This is a genomic window from Chitinophaga sp. (genome assembly GCF_035564935.1).
Taxonomy (GTDB): Bacteria; Bacteroidota; Bacteroidia; order Chitinophagales; family Chitinophagaceae; genus Chitinophaga.
Genome location: NZ_DATMTE010000317.1, coordinates 1 through 20,309, shown reverse-complemented (window position 1 = coordinate 20,309; position 20,309 = coordinate 1). Strand labels below are relative to the sequence as shown.

At 49.3% G+C, this 20,309-nt stretch carries 13 protein-coding genes; 5 read left to right on the top strand and 8 right to left on the bottom strand.

The window, feature by feature from the left end:
• The 5 genes from VN105_RS08530 to VN105_RS08510 form a co-directional block, all read right to left on the bottom strand.
• The coding region (locus VN105_RS08530; protein WP_325639849.1) for a glucosamine-6-phosphate deaminase at positions 1–718 on the bottom strand (718 nt) is incomplete at its 3' end.
• A 7-nt stretch (positions 719–725) separates the two neighbouring features.
• On the bottom strand, positions 726–2,186 hold the full coding sequence (locus VN105_RS08525; RefSeq protein ID WP_325639847.1) for a Gfo/Idh/MocA family protein: 1,461 nt from the start codon (positions 2,184–2,186) through the stop codon (positions 726–728).
• 18 nt (positions 2,187–2,204) lie between these two features.
• Positions 2,205–4,226, bottom strand: coding sequence for an alpha/beta hydrolase family protein (locus VN105_RS08520; protein ID WP_325639845.1), 2,022 nt, complete (start codon positions 4,224–4,226; stop codon positions 2,205–2,207).
• 23 nt (positions 4,227–4,249) lie between these two features.
• Positions 4,250–5,806, bottom strand: coding sequence for a SusD/RagB family nutrient-binding outer membrane lipoprotein (locus VN105_RS08515; RefSeq protein WP_325639843.1), 1,557 nt, complete (start codon positions 5,804–5,806; stop codon positions 4,250–4,252).
• Positions 5,807–5,826: 20 nt separating this feature from the next.
• Positions 5,827–8,931: a SusC/RagA family TonB-linked outer membrane protein gene (locus VN105_RS08510; protein ID WP_325639841.1), complete on the bottom strand. Its 3,105-nt coding sequence runs from the start codon at positions 8,929–8,931 to the stop codon at positions 5,827–5,829.
• Positions 8,932–9,074: 143 nt separating this feature from the next.
• Here VN105_RS08510 and VN105_RS08505 point away from each other — a divergent pair, with 143 nt between their 5' ends.
• Entirely contained in the window at positions 9,075–10,091 is a 1,017-nt protein-coding gene (locus VN105_RS08505; RefSeq protein ID WP_325639839.1) for a LacI family DNA-binding transcriptional regulator, read from the top strand.
• Between the two features lie 48 nt (positions 10,092–10,139).
• On the opposite strand, the gene VN105_RS08500 is transcribed toward VN105_RS08505, so the two are convergent.
• Positions 10,140–10,928, bottom strand: a complete 789-nt coding sequence (locus tag VN105_RS08500) for a TerC family protein (RefSeq protein WP_325639837.1) — start codon at positions 10,926–10,928, stop codon at positions 10,140–10,142.
• 75 nt (positions 10,929–11,003) lie between these two features.
• Entirely contained in the window at positions 11,004–11,831 is an 828-nt protein-coding gene (locus VN105_RS08495) for an AraC family transcriptional regulator (protein WP_325639835.1), read from the bottom strand.
• Positions 11,832–11,922: 91 nt separating this feature from the next.
• Here VN105_RS08495 and VN105_RS08490 point away from each other — a divergent pair, with 91 nt between their 5' ends.
• Positions 11,923–12,987 (top strand): SDR family oxidoreductase, encoded by a 1,065-nt coding sequence (locus tag VN105_RS08490; RefSeq protein ID WP_325639833.1) that lies wholly within the window; start codon positions 11,923–11,925, stop codon positions 12,985–12,987.
• On the opposite strand, the gene VN105_RS08485 is transcribed toward VN105_RS08490, so the two are convergent.
• Positions 12,988–13,548, bottom strand: coding sequence for an RNA polymerase sigma-70 factor (locus VN105_RS08485; protein WP_325639831.1), 561 nt, complete (start codon positions 13,546–13,548; stop codon positions 12,988–12,990).
• 250 nt (positions 13,549–13,798) lie between these two features.
• On the opposite strand from VN105_RS08485, the gene VN105_RS08480 reads away from it, so the two are divergent.
• From VN105_RS08480 to VN105_RS08470, 3 genes are all read left to right on the top strand, one after another.
• Complete coding sequence (locus VN105_RS08480; RefSeq protein ID WP_325639829.1) at positions 13,799–14,848, top strand: FecR family protein; 1,050 nt, start codon at positions 13,799–13,801, stop codon at positions 14,846–14,848.
• Between the two features lie 180 nt (positions 14,849–15,028).
• Positions 15,029–18,487, top strand: coding sequence for a SusC/RagA family TonB-linked outer membrane protein (locus VN105_RS08475; RefSeq protein WP_325639827.1), 3,459 nt, complete (start codon positions 15,029–15,031; stop codon positions 18,485–18,487).
• 19 nt (positions 18,488–18,506) lie between these two features.
• Positions 18,507–20,300 carry a RagB/SusD family nutrient uptake outer membrane protein gene (locus VN105_RS08470; RefSeq protein WP_325639825.1) on the top strand — a complete coding sequence of 598 codons (1,794 nt, stop codon included), beginning with the start codon at positions 18,507–18,509 and terminating at the stop codon, positions 20,298–20,300.
• Positions 20,301–20,309: the final 9 nt, after the last annotated feature.

Here is a 20,309-nt window from a genome sequence, read left to right as displayed (position 1 = left end):
CGGCAGATGCCTCATCCAGGTAAAATACACAGTTTGCATGTGTTTGTAAAATACTGGCGGGAAACAAATTGCTTACAGGCTGCTCCAGGCTGTCTTTTACCGCCTGTGCTTTGCGCTCGCCGGGCACGGAGCAAATGATATGTTCCGACAGCATGATCTGGTGTACCGACATACTGATGGCCTGTAAAGGCACTTCTGAAACGGCACTGAACCAACCTTCATTCATTTGTTGTTGCCGGCAGGCGGTATCGAGATTTACTACAAGATACGGTTTCGTTGTGTTAAAATCCGCCGGGGGATCATTAAAAGCCAGATGCCCGTTCTCCCCTATCCCTACTAAAGCTACATCAATGGGATGGGCCTGTATAAGAGCGCTGATCCGGCTACATTCGGCCTCCGGATCCCCTTCCCCGCTGATAAGGCATACCGATTTCAGCGGCGCTACTTTATCGAGGAAACGTTCTTTCAGGTACTTCCGGAAACTGGCCGGATGGGTTACCGGCAAGCCGATATATTCATCCAGGTGAAACATATTTACTTTTCCCCAGTCAATATCACTATCAATCAATTGCCGGATCGTTTCAAACTGGCTGGTTCCGGTGGCCAGTATAATATTGGCGCTGCCTTTTTCTGCGATGGCAGTCTTAATCAATGCCACTGCAGCATTACCGGCTGCAGTGCCTAATGTTTGCGGGTCTTTGGATCGGATTACTTTCATTGCGATTTTATTTTTCAGGAGATGATTTCTTTTTTCTTTTTACCCCGGTACTACCACCCTGCTGCAGGGAAATATCTACCGGCTTGTTATGTTGCCAGGCGCCATTGGTAAAGTCCGGAATATCGATGGAAGCGGAACGGTTGGCAACCGACCATTCACTCAGCGGCCCGATGGCGCTCCATGCGGCGGCATCATACACGTCAATATCTACCGGTAAACCATTGCGTAAACAATCGATCAGGCGCCAGTCCATTAAAAAGTCCATTCCACCGTGACCACCTACCTGTTTAGCCAGCTCGCCTAACTTTTTAATAAGGGCAGGTGTATATTTTTCTTCCAGCTTTTTAAATTCTTCAGGGCTTAACCATCCTTCATGGCTCACCGCGATTCTCGGTTCCAGCGGGTATTTCTGGGCGGTGGCTTTTGTGCCGCTCACGAGGTGCAGGCGGGAATAAACGCGGGGAGAGCTTACATCGTGCTGCAACATAATGGTGCGGCCCTTTCTTGTGCGGATAGTGGTAGTGTTCATATTACCACGGAAATGCGCATTCACATAAGGCTTGAAAAAATCGTCGGTAGCCGCCAGTTCGGCCGTTTTGTTATGCAGCATAAAATCATTGCTTTCCATAGATACCAGGTATTCCATGCTATCGCCCCGGTTCACGTCCAGCACCTGGCATACAGGCCCCAGTCCATGCGTAGGATACAGGTTACCGTTGCGGTGTGCGTTTTGCTTGAACCTCCACATGTCGTAACGCTTGCTTTTATCAAAAAGGCTGTCAAAAATATCGTGTATGTAAGCGCCTTCACAATGCACCAGCTCCCCGAAGAAGCCCTGCCGGGCCATATTCAGCGTAAGCAGTTCAAAGAAATCGTAGCAGCAGTTTTCCAGCAGCACACAATGTTTCTTTGTTTTCTCGGAAGTTTCTACCAGTTGCCAGCATTGTTCAATGGTAATAGCAGCCGGAATTTCTGTAGCTACATGCTTGCCGTGCAGCATGGCATATACCGCAATGGGCGTGTGCAGATCCCATGGTGTGGCGATGTACACCAGGTCAATATCGTCCCGCTCGCACAGCTGCTTCCATGCATCTGCCGAACCTGTATATTCATGCGGCTGATAACCGGAGTTTTTGATCCGCTCTTTGGTGGCGGCAATCATTTCAGGCCTGATATCGCAGAGTGCTTTAACCTCTATGCCCTGTATATAGGTAATGCGTTCTACGGCGGCGGAACCACGGTTACCAAGACCAATGTAGCCTATCCGTACCGTATCAATTTTAGGCGCGGCATAACCGCTCATATTAAATTGCTGCTTGTACTTGCGGCCAGCCTGTTTACGGATCTGGTCCAGCGCCTTGCCCTGTTTTTCCTGGGCCGCGGCATAGCCGGGAATCAATGTACTGCCCCCGACGCCAACGCCTGCCAGTCCGAGCAGCTTTAAAAAGTCTCTGCGTTTATTATTCATAAAGGTGTATTTTCTTCGTTACTGAAAAATGGTTTGTCCTGGTTGCTTACAGCGCTTCCTTAACAGGGAAAACTCTTCCTGCTGCGCCTGTAAGGCTGTGCCGCTCACAGTTCGCCCCGACATCGTAACCGGATTCCTGAATACGATATCCTTTCCACTCAGCGCCGCTGCCAGCGAAATATCTCCCCATACCAGCAAACCAGGCACATGTACCGCCATCGTGAAATAGTCAACACCCGCACGCCCGTCAAAGCGGTAGCTCAATGGGCTGCCATCCAGTACTACCCCGTTCACTTTTCCTCCCAGCGCGGTAAAAAACAGGGAGGCCACGCCAGCCTCCCTGGTACCGTTAAGCACTATACGGCCATCACTATTTGCCATTTTCAAATAGTCTGTAATGATCTGCAGATCGCTTACCCACATGCCCTGCACCGTGGAACCCAGCCATAAAGCTGAGCGTGCCAGTGTGTGGTATGGCGGCAAACTACCATCTGTGGCAGCAGCGGCCGCAGAACCCTGCTCCCCACAGCCCCAGAGATCCGCCAGCACAATGCCTTTACCTGCAGTTGTTAGCTCAGTGATCAATGCAGCAGGCACACTATCCTTTCCCCCGGGATGTGTTACTACTACATACTCTTTGTTTTTGTTGCGGGGCGCCCGCAACAGCAAAGGGATCAGTGAGCCATCTGTTGTTTCCAGTGCAATACGCTCCCATCCATCCTGTGGTGGGTAAGTATGCACCTGTTTCAATATCCTGTTTTCGTTTATGCGTAACAGTTGGCGAAGCGATTTGCGTTTGGCATCGCCATCAATTTTTTCATGTAACAATGTTTCATGTAACAATTGACCCTGCCGGCTGCACCAGGTTGCCGTGGTTGTTACGCTGCTGTCGCGCCCTCCATTGGGAAAAGTGAGCAGCTGTGCAGGAGGCAGCAAACTGAAAGCAGGCTCCTTTTTGGGTGCACCGGTGCCCACATGTTTCAGCTGCAGGTCCATCCAGCCTATCATGGTTTCCCTTATTTCGGGCCAGTAACCATGCACAGTGTTAAACAGCTGGTAACTGAGCTTATCACCGGCGTGTAATGCTTCATAAACGGGGGCTGCATTTTTATAACTGCGCAGCATTTCCGAAGGATAAAATGATTTGCTTGCATCATTCAGTGCATTGCATATTTTCAGCGCACGGGGCGCTACCATGGCTAGTATCCCTGATTCTTCCGTATAGGTAAGCCCATCGGGTACCAGTTCGCATACGCAGTTGCTGTTCATGATGTAAGATTCAAATGTACCTACACTCACCACCGGCACCGCAGCTTTAATACGCTCGTCCATGGCCGACAGCCACATGGTTTGATTTCCACCGCCGCTGGCCCCGGTAGCGCCTATACGTTCTTTGTCCACTTCCGGCATACTGCATAGCAGGTCTACCCCACGCATGTTATCGGTGAGCTGCATGCCCAGCAGCGTGTTGCCGGTATTCATCAGTGAAGCCCCCAGGTTAGCGCCATGATATTCCGTTACGCCATCGTCAGTAGTTCTTTCTCCTGCGCCCCAGGCATCAATGTTCAGGCACACGTAGCCGTTTAATGCCAGGCTGTGAGCGGTGGCCTGCACCATTTCTCCCATGCGGGCATCTTTCCAGTGGCCATGCATGTTAATCACTGCCGGGAACGGACCTTTGCCATCGGGTACATACAGGTTAGCCGTAGCAAATACTCCCGGCCTTGTCTGGAACAGGATATTCCGTATATGGTATCCCGTTAGTTGCGTACGTCCCGTTTCTTTTATTTGCAAGGGTAATGCGTGGTGTTCAACGGCGCCGGTCGACTGCAGAATGGCGGCCTTCAGTTGCCGGCGCCGTTGTGTCCATTCCTGTTCCGACGCAGGCAGCACCTGCGCCTGAAACGCTGTAGCCGCTTGTTGTTTCAGCTGTTGCTGGATGATATCAGTTCTTTCCCCGGAAAAAACTTTCGGCAACGGCCCCTGCGGAGCATAGAACAGTGAGAACAACACCATGAAAAATGAAACTAACGTCTTCAAGTATAATTGCGTTTAATGATACATCAATCTACATCCCACCACAGGCGGGTAGCAGCATTATCAGGGCCGCCCAGTAACTGGATACCTTTCTTCAGTTCTTCCCCGTTATTGATTGCTTCAGAAGAAGGATAAGGCAACCGTTTGATAAAAGTGCCGGCCGGCAAATCAGGGTTATCCGATTTTACCACCGGGTACATCACGGGGTAACCGCTGCGGCGATACTCGGCCCATGCTTCCAGTCCATCGGGGTAAATAGCCAGCCATTTCTGCGTGCCTACCTGCTGGCGCTGTATATTCAGCCCTGTACCAAATTTAACCGGTATATTGGCTACGGCGGCAGAATTTTCCACATCGCCCGGGGCTACCGGTACGGCGGTAGAATTTGTATAGGCGCTGATAACAGCTGCATCTTTCACACCCCAGTTCTCCATACTTACTGCAATACCCTTTTCGTACAGGGCTTGCGCCGTTCCACCCATATTCCAGCCATTTAAAGCGCCTTCTGCCCGCAGGAAATAAGCCTCGGCAGCCATCATTACATGTTTAGGCGCTTCCAGTGCCGGCAGCCATGAAAGGTTCAGCGGGTTATAGGTAGCCCAGTAAGTACCCGCATTGGAAGTTTGCGGCGCCTGGTTCAATGGGTTGTTCAGTGATACCGCCGGCGATCCGTTGCGCACGCCCCTGAAGGTACCTCCATTTACGGCAGGCTGGTAAAAAACATCCATCCTCGGGTCGTTGTAGCCTTTCATATAAGATGCCATGGTAGCACTCATGCTAAACTCATTATAGGAAGCCACCCTTGCCAGCCCGTTGCCGTCGCCGCCGTTCAATGATTTCTGCATCATGGCGGTGTGGGCTGCTTCCGTCATTACGCCGGCTACCACTGCGGCTTCTGCCTCCTGTTTGGCACGTTCAGGCTGCACTTTTGAAATGCGCAGCGCCAGCCGTAAACGCAGCGTATTGGCAAAGCGGATCCATTGTTGTACATCCCCGGCATATATCAGGTCATTAGCACCAAAAATATTGGTAGCGCTGGTAGCCTTAAGATTTTTTACGGCATGATCCAGTCTTTTGAAAAAGTCGTCATAAATTTTATCCTGGGCATCATACGGTATCACATCCTGGGCTTTCCCGGCATCAAAATAAGCTACCGGGCCGAAATAATCCGTCAGGTGGTGAAATGCATATACCCACATGATTTCCGCCAGTGCATACTCACCGGAAGTTTCTTCTGTGTTCTCAAAAATGGTGCGTAGCTGCGGTACCGTTTGCACATAGGCAATGATACCCGGGCGCGGTAGCCAGCCATCATTGATCACATAACGATCGGTCTGAAAACTATTAGTGTTCAGCGCAAAGTATTGCGCGTATAGATCTGCATACAGGTTCTGCACGGTTTGATAATATCCCTGGTTAACACCGGCTGATGATTCCGCCTTTGCAAACATAAAAGGCAACTCACTTTTACCTACCCCGGTTAACCCGCTGGGATCCACGTTCATGGAATCGAAGTTCTTTGTACAGCTGCCCAGCATCACCGTCAGCGCCAGCGGAAGTATATATTTTAATTGCTTGTTCATGGCTGTGTTTTTTTTGTCGACTAAAAGGATACATTCAGGTTCAGGCCAAAACTGCGCACTGCAGGCGGTAAACCTGCCTCAATACCCTGGTAATTACTGGTACCCAGTGCTGATTCCGGATCAATTGGTAATTTACGTTTACCCATGCCCGGTATATCCAGTATCGACTTGCCCCGGTACAGGAAAAACAGGTTACGTGCTGTTAAAGACAAGCGCGCACGTTTTACCAGCTTCTGGTCGAAATCAAAATCATATCCAAATGATAATTCCCTTAAACGGAAATTGGTGGCGCTGAAAGCAAAGAATTGTCCCCATGCGTCGCGGCCGCCCTGCGATACTTTTGTCCAGAAATCTTCTGCATCAATTGCCTTGGTGTTGGCGTTGCCATCTGCCAGCACACCGGGCAATACCAGTCCTCCGCCCCTGTATTGCGCAGTATAGTCTGCTACTCCATAGGAAGCCAGCAGTGCATCTGTACCTGATATAACGATACCGCCTACACGACCATCAATGAGGAACGACATACTGAACTTTTTATACTGCAGCTGGTTGTTCCAACCCAGGGTGAAGCGGGGGTTAAAATTGCCGAGATACTGATTCTGCGCTACTACCGGTAAACCGTCTGTACCAATAAGGTACTCTCCCGTTTTCGGATCCTTCTGCCACGCATAACCGTACATATCTCCATACTTACCTCCTACCTTTGCCTGCAAAGTGGCGAAGTTGGTAGCAGGGGAAAGATTGATCTGGTCTACGCCTTCGGCCAGGTATAATACCTTGTTGCTGTTGGTGGCAAAGTTCACACCGGTGTTCCAGGTGAAATCTTTCCGCTGAATGGGTGTACCACTCAGCATAATTTCAAGACCTTTATTCTCGATATTGCCGGCATTGATATACTGATCATCAAAACCGCTGGCCTGCGGCAATCCAACATTCAGGAGCTGGTTGATGGTATTGTTCTTATACACGGTAGCATCCAGTGCCAATCTGCCGTCAAAGAACTTCCACTCTAATCCTGCTTCCCACGACTTTGTTTGCTCGGGCTTCAGGTTATAAATGGATTTGGTATTGTCTCTTGATACAAAGCCGCCGCCGGCACCCACGCTGTAGTAGTATGCCTGCAGCAGCATGTACGGATCGGCATCATTACCCACCTGCGTATATGCCGCGCGCACCTTGCCAAACGTAATCCAGGAAGGCATCTTCCACATATCGGATATTACGGCAGACAAGCCTACAGAGGGATAAAAATAGCTATACGGCCTTGGCAGGGTAGATGACCAGTCGTTCCGCGCACTTACATCCAGGTACAGGTATTGTCTGAAATCCAGCTGGGCGCTGCCGTATACGGATTGTATCTCTTTCTGCACGGTGGTATTGGTAGTAGCGGGTGCAGTGGCAAACATGAGGTTAAAATGATTAGGAATGCTTAACCCATCTGCCAGCGCCTGCGAATTGTATCCTTTGCTGGTGAGGATACTTCCGCCCAGGTTATAGCTTACATGAAAATCGCCGGATAACTTGTTGGTGCCAGACAGTAACAGGTCCATATTCCGTTCCCAGTGATTCACATATGCCTCCAGGTAACGGCCGCCCGGTTGCACCGGGAAAGCCACGGTGCCATTGTAATAGGAAGCGGTGATCTTGTCGTCGTAACGGTCAAGGCTGTACCGGCCCTGTAAACTGAGCCAGTCGGTAAGCCGGTATTTGGCCGATCCCATCAGCATGATACGGTTCCTCGATTCATCCACCATGTTGCGGTATACGTCCCAGTAAGGGTTTTGAAAAGTGGTGGAGTTGGTCCAGTAAATGGGATAAGGTTGCCCGGTGGCATCCATCCCTTCAAAATGCTTCAGCGAATCTTTGCTGAGGTCGCGCGGCATCAGGTAGGCTTCGTTGGCTACGCCCTGGTCGCCCAGGCGTGGCTTGTTTTTGATGTCCTGGCTGATGTAAGTGAGTTTTACATCGGTTGTTAAGCGGGGCAATACTTCCGCGGCAACGCGGAGGTTCAGCGTATTCCTTTCCATTCTGTTCTTCGGGATAATACCACTGATGGCATTATTGGTATAAGACGCGTAACCACGCAGTTTATCGTTGCCGCCGGAAATATCGACAGAATTATTCACTGTTGTTCCGGTGTTGAAAAAGCTTCTCACGTTATCGGAGTAGGTTTGCGCGGGCGCTCCCCAGCTGGCCGGTGCACGGTTGCCTGCCTGGCCTTTGCTGCCGCTGCCATAGGTGTTCTGGAACTTCATCAGCATATTGGGCTGATCCAGCGATACACCGCCGTTATAATTTACCGCCAGCTTGCCGCTTTTACCGCTTTTGGTGGTAATGATAATAGCGCCGTTGGCCGCGCGGCTACCGTATAAAGCTGCGGCTGCGGGGCCTTTCAGCACGTTCACCGATTCCACGTCCTGTGGGTTTACGCTGGCCGCGCCATCGCTGCCGGAGTAGCCGCTGCTGATGCTTTTAGGCTGTGTACCGATGGTATTGGCGGAACCGCCCCCGTTTTTTTCGGTGGACATTGTATTGTCTATCGGCACCCCATCTACTACGATCAGCGCATTGTTGTTACCGCTGATAGAGCGGTTACCCCGCAATACCACTCTCACGGCGCCGCCGGGGCCGGAAGCTGCCGGGGTTACCACTGCGCCGGCCACTTTACCGCTCAGGGTATTCATGATGTTGCCGCCGGGATCTTTCACCGTGTTAATAGTGGCATTGTCCAGCTGTTGCGTGGCATAGCCCAGGGAGCGGGTTTTACGCTCTATACCCAATGCAGTTACCACCACTTCATTTAAGCCTGTGGCACTTTGCTGCAGCGCCACATCAATAGTTGTTTGCGCAGATACAGGAATTTCTTTTTTATCATACCCTATATAGGTAAAAACCAGCATTGCGCCGGCAGCCGCGGAAATGGCGTATTTTCCTTCGGCATCAGTGCTCACACCGCGGGTGGTGCCCTTTACACTTACGCTTACGCCGGGAAGCGGCGCTTTGGAGGCAGCGTCGTGTACTACGCCCTTCAGTGACAATTGATCCTGTGCGGATAACCGCCATGGCAAGGCAATTAGCATAATAAGAAAATACAGGTGTGGCTTTTGGTTCATACAGCTTCTCATACACTACGAATTTTTAATGGATCCCGGTTGGTAATTGTAAACCCAAAATACACCTGATGATTCCTTTATAAAGAAAATTCACCGAGAACGTTACCGGTGGATTCATTATATTTAAGTATTCCAACCACAGACCTGTAAGAAGAATGCGCCGACACTATGCTACCATAAAAGACATTGCTCATGCATTAAATATCTCTGTATCCACCGTTTCAAGGGCGTTACGGGATACGTATGACGTAAGTGCAGACACCCGCAAACTGGTGCTGGATATGGCTATGAAGCTGAACTACAAACCCAACTTCAATGCCACCGGCCTGGTAAAGAACAGTACGCACAACCTGGCGGTGATACTGCCGGGGATCACCAATTACTATTTCTCCACCGTGTTTACCGGTATCCAGGAAATAGCTTACAGCCATAATTATAATATCATTTTATATGTGACAAATGATGACGCCGACCGGGAACTGAATATTATCCGCAATCTTTCCTTCAGCAGCCTGGATGGCCTGCTGGTATCGGTTTCCTCGCAGGCCGGCTCCTGCGATCACTTCCAGGAGATCATCGACGACGGTATCCCCGTTGTGTTCTTCGACCGCGTAGCCGCTGATATCCGTACCTCCAAAGTGATGCAGGACGATTATAACGGCGCTTTTGAAGCTACCACGCATCTCATTGCCAATGGCTATAAAAAAATAGCGCACATTGCAGGCCCGGAAGGACTCACCTTTACCGACAGCCGTCTCAAGGGCTATCTTGATGCGTTGAGCAGGCACGGAATGCCCATCCGCAAAAAATGGATCATCCATTCGGGGTTTACACAGGAATGCGGCGAAAACGATATGGAAAAACTATGGAAGCTGAACGATAAACCAGACGCGGTATTTGCTGTAAACGACCGTAAGGCGGTAGGCGCCATTGTTACGCTGAAGAAAAAGAATATTGCGGTAGGGAAAGAAGTGGGCGTGATCGGTTTTACGAACGATCCTATGTCTGCTATCATCTCCCCCTCCTTATCTACTATTGCTGAACCGGCCTTTGAGATAGGAAAGAAAAGCTGCCAGCTGCTACTGAATCATATCAGGAAGAAGAATTTTATCCCTGAAGAAATTATACTTCCCGGGAAATTGATTGTCCGGGAAAGCAGTATACGTTCATAAACGTATACCCTTTCCCGTTATTATTTTTTTTGGAAGATGATCAACTTATTATTTCTTTTCAGGCATTTCTGCTTCATTGCGCAGTTTCACCGGTTTCTCCGTACGGGATCTTACCTTCAGGTTCAGCACTTCAATGAATACGGAGAAGGCCATAGCGAAATAAATATAACCTTTCGGAATGTGCTGATCGAAGCTTTCGGCGATCAGTGAAACGCCTATCAGCAACAGGAATGATAAAGCCAGCATCTTCACCGTAGGATGGTTATTCACAAAACGGCTGATAGATTCCGATGCCAGCAACATTACGCCAACGGCCAGCACTACCGCAATGATCATGATCTCCACATGATCCGCCATACCTACGGCCGTGATCACGGAATCCAGTGAAAACACAATATCCAGCAGGAGGATCTGCACAATTACCTGCCCGAATTGCATAGGTTTGGCATTAGCCGCCGCATGTTCTCCCCCTTCCAGCTTTTCATGGATCTCTGCAGTACTTTTATAAATAAGGAACAAGCCTCCTATCAGTAAAATCAGGTCGCGACCGGAAATAGCCAGCTTCTCCAGCCATTCGGCATTTTGTATACCTACCCATTCTCCCATATTAAAAAGCGGCCTTGTAAGCGACATGATCCAGCTGATAGACAACAGCAATAAAATGCGTACAAACATGGCCAGCCCGAGCCCAAGACGGCGGGCTTTCTTTTGTTTGTTTTCCGGCAGTTTCCCTGCCAGGATAGAAATAAATACAATGTTATCGATCCCCAACACAATTTCCAGGGTAGTTAGCGTTAACAGGCTTATCAGCGAGTCAACGGTAAGCAGATGTTCCATAATTGACAGTTCTATAGGTTATATATGTGCAAACCCGAATATACTTCCTTTTTCAATAGGGATGAAATATTGAAATTACCTGCCGGCCTGTACCTGTTCGCGGTAAGCGGAAGGACTCACAGGATGGTATCTCCTGAAAAATTTATTCAGATGACTCTGATCGTTAAATCCCAATTCATGACTGATCTCTTTCAATGAAAAAACACTGTAATGCAACCTGTTTTCCAGTAGCTGTAACTTGTACTGGTTCACATAATCCCGTAATGTACTACCGGTTTGCTCTTTAAAAAAAGCGCCCAGGTAATGTCTGGAAAACCCGAACAGCTCCGCCAGTTGCTCCACCTGTATATCGCCAGCCTGGTGAATATGTTCATGGATATAGTTCAGGATATGCGTTACCCTTGCACCCTCTTTGGGGCCCATGTCCGGCAGTTCATGATCCGCTGCCTGCCTGATCATGGTAAACAATGCCTGCAGCAAAAAGAAAGCAGTATCGCTGCTTTCCTTCCACTCCGCCGCCACCAGCCGGATCAGCGGCTCCATGCGGTGAATACCTTCCGTGATCATCCTTTTCTGCCGCGCCTGCTGCAGCAGCTGATCCAGCTCCTGGTTCCAGCTTTGCTGCAACCGCATATTACCACTGCCATGCAGGTATACATTGGTGAATTTGATAAAGGTAAAGGTAGTAGGCGCCTTCATCTCAAAATGATGTGCATCGCAGGGCGCCAGCAAAAACAAACAGGGACCGGTATACGGAATATTCATCCCCGAAATACAATGCGTGCCGCTGCCCTTATGAATAAAGATCAGTTCAAAATGATTGTGGTTATGCACCGGGTGCTCCCACTCACCGGTAGTAAAGTGCGACACTTTCAGGTATTCGTGTTGTATATATCTCTTCATTCTTTAAAATATACCAATGAACCCCGCCGATGTACAAGTAACAGTAAGCAACGGGGGCTGATCTTTGTACTGTTAAAAATACAACACAGTGATGGAACAGCATAATAATAAGAAAGTAGCCCTCATAGCAGGCGCACAGGGCGTAATAGGACGCAATCTCATTAACTACCTGCTTACGCAAAACAACTGGGAGATCATCGGGCTATCCAGGAGAGGTGGCACGGACACCGCAAAGGTAAAACACATCGCAGTAGATCTCCTGAGCCGGGAAAACAGCGAGCAGCAGCTGGGCAAACTTACTACGGTAACGCATATATTTTATGCCGCCTACCAGGACCGCGGCAGCTGGGCCGAACTGGTGGCGCCCAATATGACCATGCTCCGCAACGTGGTAGAGGTAGTAGCCCCTGTTGCTGCCAACCTGCAGCACATCAGTCTTATGCAGGGATATAAAGTATATGGCGCCCATCTCGGCCCGTTTAAAACACCCGCACGCGAAACGGATGCCGGCCGCTTTATGCCGCCGGAGTTCAATATGGAACAACAACGTTTCCTGGAAGCGTTTCAACAGGGTAAGCCCTGGTCCTGGTCCGCCATCCGGCCATCGGTGGTAGGCGGCTTTGCCCTGGGTAACCCCATGAACCTTGCGATGGTGATTGCCGTATACGCCGCTATTTCAAAAGAGCTGGGATTACCGCTCCGCTTTCCCGGGAAACCCGGCGCCTATGATACACTCATGGAAATGACAGATGCCGGCCTGCTGGCCAAAGCAACCCTGTGGGCGGCAGAAAGTCCCGCCGGTACCAATGAGGCCTTTAATATCAACAACGGCGATCTCTTCCGCTGGTCGGACCTCTGGCCTCGTATAGCAGCGTATTTCGGCATGGAAACAGCTGCGCCCCTGCCTATGCAGCTGGACATTGTAATGGCCGATAAAGCACCGCTGTGGAATAGCATGATGGAAAAATACGGGTTGCAATACAGCTATGCGGAAGTATCGTCGTGGAAGTTCGGCGACTTTGTTTTTTCGTGGGATTACGACTTTTTTGCCGATGGCAGTAAAGCCCGCCGCGCCGGCTTCGGGGAGTTTGTGGATACGGAAACAATGTTCCTGGAAATCTTTGAAAATTTTAAGAAGATGAAAGTAATACCCTGATCACGCTTTCTCTAATGTGAAGTTCACGGCAGCCGTTAGCCGTTTCATGGCAATAGCCAGCTGGTTTTCCACCGTTTTAACCGAGAGGTTCAAAATGGTGGCTACCTCTTTATAACGAAGGTCATATTGCTTTACAAGGATATATACCATTTTGCATTTGGGAGGAAGCTGTTCAATGGTATATTCCATTTTCCGGATCATTTCCGCGGAAATCATCAGCTGCTCCGGATTGCTTTCAAAAGCAATTTCCAGTTTATCTTCTTCCGCAAAAACTACCTTCCGGGAACTGGCCTGTTTCCGCATATAATCAATCGCTTTATTCTTCGCCACCACAAACAGGTATACCTGCGGATTTTTTATGTCCGCCAGTGATTGCCTTTTTTGCCAGCAATGCATAAAAACATCGTTCGTAATTTCTTCCGCTACCTCTTTGGAACGGGTAAGCGAAAAGGAAAAACGTAACAGTTTGATGAAGAAATGATGATAGAAAGCTTTAAAGGCTGCCTGGTCATTGTTCACCGTGATGTTCCTGAATAATTCATTGATTGTACACTGATCCATCCCTTTTTAAGCCGCTGATATTGGTTGCAATAATATATAACGCAGATTACGCTAAAGTTAACAAAATAAATTATCCCGCAAGTTATTTCTGACGCTGGTATTTTCTTGACACAAAGTAGTAGTATCTGCACCGTTTTCCGGGTAAGAATTTTTTTTTCTCCGCCTTTGGGGGTTTTTTATTTTCTTTTCGTCCTTCTGGTATAACACGGACAAAAAATAAATGATTGAGCGCAACCGGGTAAATATATTGATGGCCAGGAAAATATCCGGAGAGGCCACCACGGAGGAATTGAAAGAGCTGGAAATACTGTTGATGCAGTTTCCGGAACTGCAATATGCTTTTACCATTATCGGTGATATCAGTTCCGTGAACAGTACCAATGGATTTTCTGCCGCAGAAGAAGAACAGCTGGCCAGTGAAGGGATGGATCGTATGAACCTGTTCCTGCAACAGGAACAGGAGCCTCCTCCTGTCAAACGGCTGATTCCCTGGCGGATGATCAGCGGTATTGCTGCCGGCGTTGCTATTTTCATTACTACGTACGCCCTGTGGCCGGCCATGCCGCATAAACAGGCTTTCCGTAATGAAGTGGTTACCAAAACCGGTTCCAAAACAAGCGTAGTACTGCCGGATGGCACCAGCGTAATACTCAACGCGTGCAGCCGCCTGCAATACGATGCCACCCGCTTTCTGAATGGTGAACGCGAGGTGAGTCTTACCGGCGAAGCCTATTTCGACGTAAAACATGATCCGGCACATCCTTTTATCATCCGGTCCGGTAAAGTAAATGTCAGGGTATTAGGCACCGTATTCAACGTAAAAGCCTATGCAGAAGACGCTACCGTGGAAACAACCTTACTCAGCGGAAAAGTGGAAGTAGATTTCCCCGATAACAGTAATGCCGGGGAAAGGAAAACCGTGCAGCTGCAACCGGAACAAAAATTAATCATCGGCACAAAAGAAAATATACAAACACCTGTAAACAGAAAAGCCAACTTCAGCATTACGCCGGTAAAAACAATTACCATTACCGGCAACAGCACAACAACAGAAAAACCGGCTACCGCCTGGGTCAACGACCGCTTCGACTTTGACAATGTAACTTTTGAAGAATTATCGCACGACCTGGAACGCTGGTTCAATGTAACCCTGCGTTTTAAAAATGATAAATACAAACAGGAAGTATTCACAGGCGCATTCCGGAAACAAAATATTGAAGATGTATTGCAGGCATTACAACTGATGTCGGGCTTTCATTATGAAGTGAACACGAAAGAAAATGTTATTTACATATGGTAAAACACAACATCCAAACGCCATCTATGGCCTGGTAGTCCATTAATTTTTTTTATGGCAGACAGCAAATGAAAAAAGGGAAATGCAGCAACATTCCCCTTTCTGAAATGCTGGCTAAACAATGTAAACCGATTTCCTTACGATCCGGTAACGGCTGATTATTTAACCTAACGAAACAAATTTATGAAAAAAAGCTATTGGTGGCCTTCCAATATTCCCCAGCGGAATATGAGGAAACTATTATTGCGTATGAAACTAACCTCCGTATTGCTTTGCGCCGGGTTCCTGCAACTAAGTGCGCATGGGTTTTCTCAGGAACGGATCAGTGTTAATTATCACAATATTAACATTGGTAAGCTGCTGAATGTCATAGGACAGAAGAGTGATTACACTTTCCTGTACAAAAATGCCAGCATCCCCGACAGGAAGATCTCCATCTCTATGAAAGATGCTCCCGTAGCGGAGGTGCTTGACAAAGCGCTCGCCGGTACATCGCTGGGGTATAAGATCATGAAAGATAACCTGGTAGTGATCCTGGAAGCAGGCGAAACCGTTCAGGACGTTCACATAAAAGGACGGGTAACCGACGAAGCAGGCAATCCGCTCATAGGTGTTACTGTACTGGTAAAAGGTACCACGCAGGGCGCCAAAACGGATACCGACGGCCGTTTCACCCTGGCAGTACCCGAAAGCGCCACCATCGAATTTTCCTATGTAGGCTATGAAGCCCAGCAGATGAAAGCACGCGAGGGCGCTGTTTTTAATATTGCCCTGAAAGCCAATTCCAGCGGCCTGAATGAAGTAGTGGTAGTAGGTTACGGCAAACAGAAAAGAGCTAACCTGAGCGGCGCCGTAGACGCTATTTCCGGTAAAGAACTGGAAAGCCGCCCCATTGCCAATATCGGCAACGGCCTCCAGGGATTATTGCCTAACCTGAACATCACCAACGACAACGGCCGCGTATCTTCCGCACCAAAATTTAACCTGCGTGGGGTGACCTCCATCAACGGCGGCGATCCCTTCATCCTGGTAGATAACATCCCCTTCACCAGTGAAGAAGTATCGCGCCTCAACGCCGCCGATGTAGAAAGCGTAACCACCCTGAAAGACGCCGCTGCCGCCGCCATTTATGGCGCACGCGCCGCCTTCGGCGTTGTGCTCATTACTACCAAATCAGGTAAAGACGGCCGCCTCGTCATGAACGCCAATGCCAATTACGCCGTGCGCACATTAGGACTGGTACCAAAAATCATTACAGACCCGCTCACCACCATGCAGTATAAGCATGATGCAGCCACACCGCTGTATGATCTGTACCCCGCGGCCGACAGGGCCTATGCGGAAAAACTGGCCCAGGACCCCTCTTTACCAAGAGTAATCGTAAGCCCTACCGATAAAACAAAATACGCTTACTACGGATCTACCGACTGGCTCCATGAAGTATACCAGAAAACAGCACCCGCCTATAATGCCAATTTCAGCATCTCCCGCGGCGATGAAAAACTGAACTACTACTTCTCGGGGGATTATTACAAACAGGATGGCATGCTCCGCTACAACCCGGACCAGTACACACGCTATAACATGCGTGCAAAGGCCACCTATACGATCAACGACCGTGTGAAAATTGGTAGCAACACCATGTACACCAATACCACTTATTCACAACCTGCCAGCACAACCGATTATTTATTCTTCCATAATGCCAACCGCACGCCTTCTTTATCTGTACCCCGCAACCCGGACGGTACCTGGACTTCAGACGGCGCAGCATTGCTCGGCAACCTCCAGAGCGGCGGCCGTTCTGCAGATACCTGGAGTGAATTTATGACCACGCTCAATGCAGAAGTGAACCTCGTTAAAGATGTATGGACGTTGAAAGGAGACGCTACTTTCCGTCGTGGAAATGATGTAGGCAACGCCTACACCCTGCCTGTTTCCTACAGCACCGGGCCGGATCAGCCTACCCAATATACCAACGGCAACCAGTCGTCTGCCAGCAACAATACCTATGAGGTGAAGTATAATGTGTATAACGTTTATACCGACTTCCATAAAACATTTAATAAAAAACATGCAGTAGGTGCACTCGCCGGGTTTAACCAGGAATACCATTACACTAATATGTTCAATGTAAGCCGGCAGGGACTCATCAGTACACAATACCCCACTCCACAGCTGGCTACCGGGAATATCACGGAAAAACAAACTATTGAAGACTGGGCAGTAAGAGGTATCTTCTATCGCCTGAACTATACCTTCGACGACAAATACATCGTGGAGGTAAACGGCCGTAACGACGGCTCATCGCGCTTCCGCGCCGATAACCGCTGGGGCTTCTTCCCCTCTGCCTCCGCAGCATGGGTGATCTCCAAAGAAAAATTCTTCAGTGGCGTTAAAGGCGTTGACTTGCTGAAACTCCGCGGCTCCTATGGCTCCCTGGGCGATCAGCAATGGAAGGCCTATGGCTACATGCCCCTCATGACTGCCGGCAACATCAACTCCGTGCTCAACGGACAACTGCCCATTGGCGTATTTGCACCCACACCGGTTACCGCCACCTACACCTGGCAGTCCGTGAAAACCGTGAACGGTGGTATCGATTTCAGCATGCTGAAAGAAAGACTATTTTTCAGCTACGATCGCTACACCCGTTATACCAACGGCATGTTTGCCAAAAGCCAGGAACTGCCCAACGTATACGGCGCCCCGTCACCCAGGACAAATTCTGCCGACCTGAAAACACGCGGATGGGAAATGACCCTCTACTGGCGCGATCAGTTTAAGATCGGTAACAACGATTTCGGATACGGCGTGAAATTACTGGTGGCCGACAGCCGCTCCTTCATTACCCGCTACACCAACCCCACCGGTACGCTCGCCAACTACGACGCAGGATCACTGGAAAACCGCAACTACTACCAGGGACAGGAAATAGGCGATATCTGGGGCCTCGTTACAGAAGGCTTTTTCCAGAATGAAAATGAACTGAAATCACACGCCAATCAATCTAAAGTAGGTTCCGACGACCAGCAATACCAGTTCTATGTAGGCGATCTGAAATTCAGGGATCTCAACGGCGACGGCTCCGTGGATTATGGTGATAACACTGTAAGCAATCCCGGCGACAGGAAGATCATTGGCAACAATATGCCGCGCTTCCCTTACAGCATCGATCTCACTGCCTCCTACAAAGGATTCGATTTCCGCGCACTGATCCAGGGCATCGGGAAAAGAGACTGGTACCCTAATCCAGGCAATCACTATTTCTGGGGCGTATATGCGCAACCGTGGACAAACGTACAGGTACATAACCTCGATCGCTGGACACCGGAAACACCTAACGGCTACTTCCCCCGCCTGAAATCATACATCGCGGAAGATGCCAGCGAACTGGGCGCACCACAAACAAGATACCTGCAGAATGCAGCGTATACCCGCCTGAAAAATGTTTCCATCGGGTATACCATTCCAAAGTCCATCACAGAGAAATATAGGATAAACCGCTTCCGCGTTTATTTCAGCGCAGAAAACATCTTTACCATCTCTCACCTGAAAGCGAATATCGACCCGGAAGGACTGGACGGTTCTGTGTATCCTTACCAGAAAACATACTCGTTCGGTTTAAACCTGAACTTTTAATTTATTCAAACTACGGAACATGAAAAAGAAAAGGCTTTATTTATCACTCATCATACTGGGCTGTGCGGCAGTTTCCTGTAACAAGGACTTCCTGCAACGCGACCCGCAAACGGAAATATCCCCGGACGCTTACTTCAATTCACCACAGGACCTGAACACCTACATTAATGGCCTGTACGATGATAATCTTTCAGCGCCCTATGATGATAACAACTCCGATAACGTTTCCGGCAACACCGGCAGTGAAATGGATAAACTGGTGCATAACACCCTCGATGAAAATACCGTTGGCGGTTGGGACGACTGGAACAAATTACGCAACATCAACTTCCTGCTCGATAACGCCGGCAAAGCAAAAGGTGATGCTGCCGACATTAACCACTACATCGGTATTGCCCGTTATTTCCGTGCAAGATTTTATTTTGAGAAGATAGCTACTTATTCCGATGTTCCCTGGTATGGTCATGCGTTAACGGATGTAGATCCCGACCTTTACAAAGGCCGTGATCCGCGTGCTGCAGTGGCTGATTCTGTGCTGGCCGACCTGCAGTTTGCCGTGGATAATATTAAGGTAGATGATAAAGACAACGGCACCCGCGTAAATAAATACGCTGCCCTTGCCCTTATGTCACGCTTCTGCCTCTTCGAAGGAACATTCAGAAAATACCACGATGAAATTAAGCTCGCCAACACGGCAGACGCCTTCCTGCAGAAAGCCGCATCAGCAGCACAGGAAGTAATGAACAGCGGCCGCTATGTTATTTACAACACCGGGAAAGGTGGGGAAGACTACCGCGCTTTGTTTTGCAGTCTTTCATTAAACGGCAACAAGGAAATCATCCAGTGGAGAGACTATCCGCAAAGTCTTGGTAAAGGAAATAACTCCCACACCGTACTCGGCTGGACCTGGTCGCTCAGCCAGGGCCTTGTATACAGCTACCTGATGAAAGATGGCACCCCATTCACTTCACAGCCCGGCTATGATAAAATTGGCTTCACCGCCACATTCAAAAACCGTGATCCGCGTTTAGCCGAAACCGTTGCATATCCCGGCTTCTCTACCACGCAGGACAACAACATTTACATTGCCAAGCCTAACCTCGGCGCCTACGATCAGCTGAAGTTCTATCCCCGCGATCCGAAACAACGCCAGGGATGGGATCTGAACTACACCGCCCTGCCCGTATACCGTTACGCAGAAATACTGCTCACCTTCGCTGAAGCAAAAGCAGAACTGGGAACCCTCACACAAGGCGACCTGGACGTATCTGTAAACCTGCTCCGCCGCCGGGTGCAGATGCCGGACCTCAACCTCGCTACTGCCAATGGAAATGTAGACCCGGTACTGAATGCAGCTTACCCGGTAAGCGGCGCCAATAAAGGCGTACTGCTGGAAATACGCCGCGAAAGAAGAGTGGAACTGGCCTGCGAAGGATTACGTCTCAAAGACGTTAACCGCTGGAAAGCCGGCGCACGCCTGCAAGATGCGCCACAGGGCATGTATGTGCCCGCACTCGGTGGTATTGATATGACGGGAGATAACGTTGCGGATATCGCTATCCTCCCCAACCTTACAGATACCTCTTCCATTGCGGGGCTGCCCGCCGATGTAAGGGCAAAATTGTTACGTTTCTACCTTACCGATAAAACCGGGGAGAATAATTTCTATCTCGAAAACGGCGCCAACGGCCATATTAAATTTACCGCCGACCGCGCCGGCCGCACCTTTAAAGATCCCCAGTATTACTATCGTCCTATTCCAAAACAACAGACGATACTGAATGATAAACTGGACCAGATATTCGGCTGGTAAACCGGGTAA

Bases quoted from the DNA above. Each gene is read 5' to 3' on its own strand.
- VN105_RS08525 (WP_325639847.1), bottom strand. From the start codon at position 2,186: ATGAATAATAAACGCAGAGACTTTTTAAAGCTGCTCGGACTGGCAGGC.
- VN105_RS08515 (WP_325639843.1), bottom strand. From the start codon at position 5,806: ATGAACAAGCAATTAAAATATATACTTCCGCTGGCGCTGACGGTGATG.
- VN105_RS08510 (WP_325639841.1), bottom strand. From the start codon at position 8,931: ATGAGAAGCTGTATGAACCAAAAGCCACACCTGTATTTTCTTATTATG.
- VN105_RS08505 (WP_325639839.1), top strand. From the start codon at position 9,075: ATGCGCCGACACTATGCTACCATAAAAGACATTGCTCATGCATTAAAT.
- VN105_RS08500 (WP_325639837.1), bottom strand. From the start codon at position 10,928: ATGGAACATCTGCTTACCGTTGACTCGCTGATAAGCCTGTTAACGCTA.
- VN105_RS08495 (WP_325639835.1), bottom strand. From the start codon at position 11,831: ATGAAGAGATATATACAACACGAATACCTGAAAGTGTCGCACTTTACT.
- VN105_RS08490 (WP_325639833.1), top strand. From the start codon at position 11,923: ATGGAACAGCATAATAATAAGAAAGTAGCCCTCATAGCAGGCGCACAG.
- VN105_RS08485 (WP_325639831.1), bottom strand. From the start codon at position 13,548: ATGGATCAGTGTACAATCAATGAATTATTCAGGAACATCACGGTGAAC.
- VN105_RS08480 (WP_325639829.1), top strand. From the start codon at position 13,799: ATGGCCAGGAAAATATCCGGAGAGGCCACCACGGAGGAATTGAAAGAG.
- VN105_RS08475 (WP_325639827.1), top strand. From the start codon at position 15,029: ATGAAAAAAAGCTATTGGTGGCCTTCCAATATTCCCCAGCGGAATATG.
- VN105_RS08470 (WP_325639825.1), top strand. From the start codon at position 18,507: ATGAAAAAGAAAAGGCTTTATTTATCACTCATCATACTGGGCTGTGCG.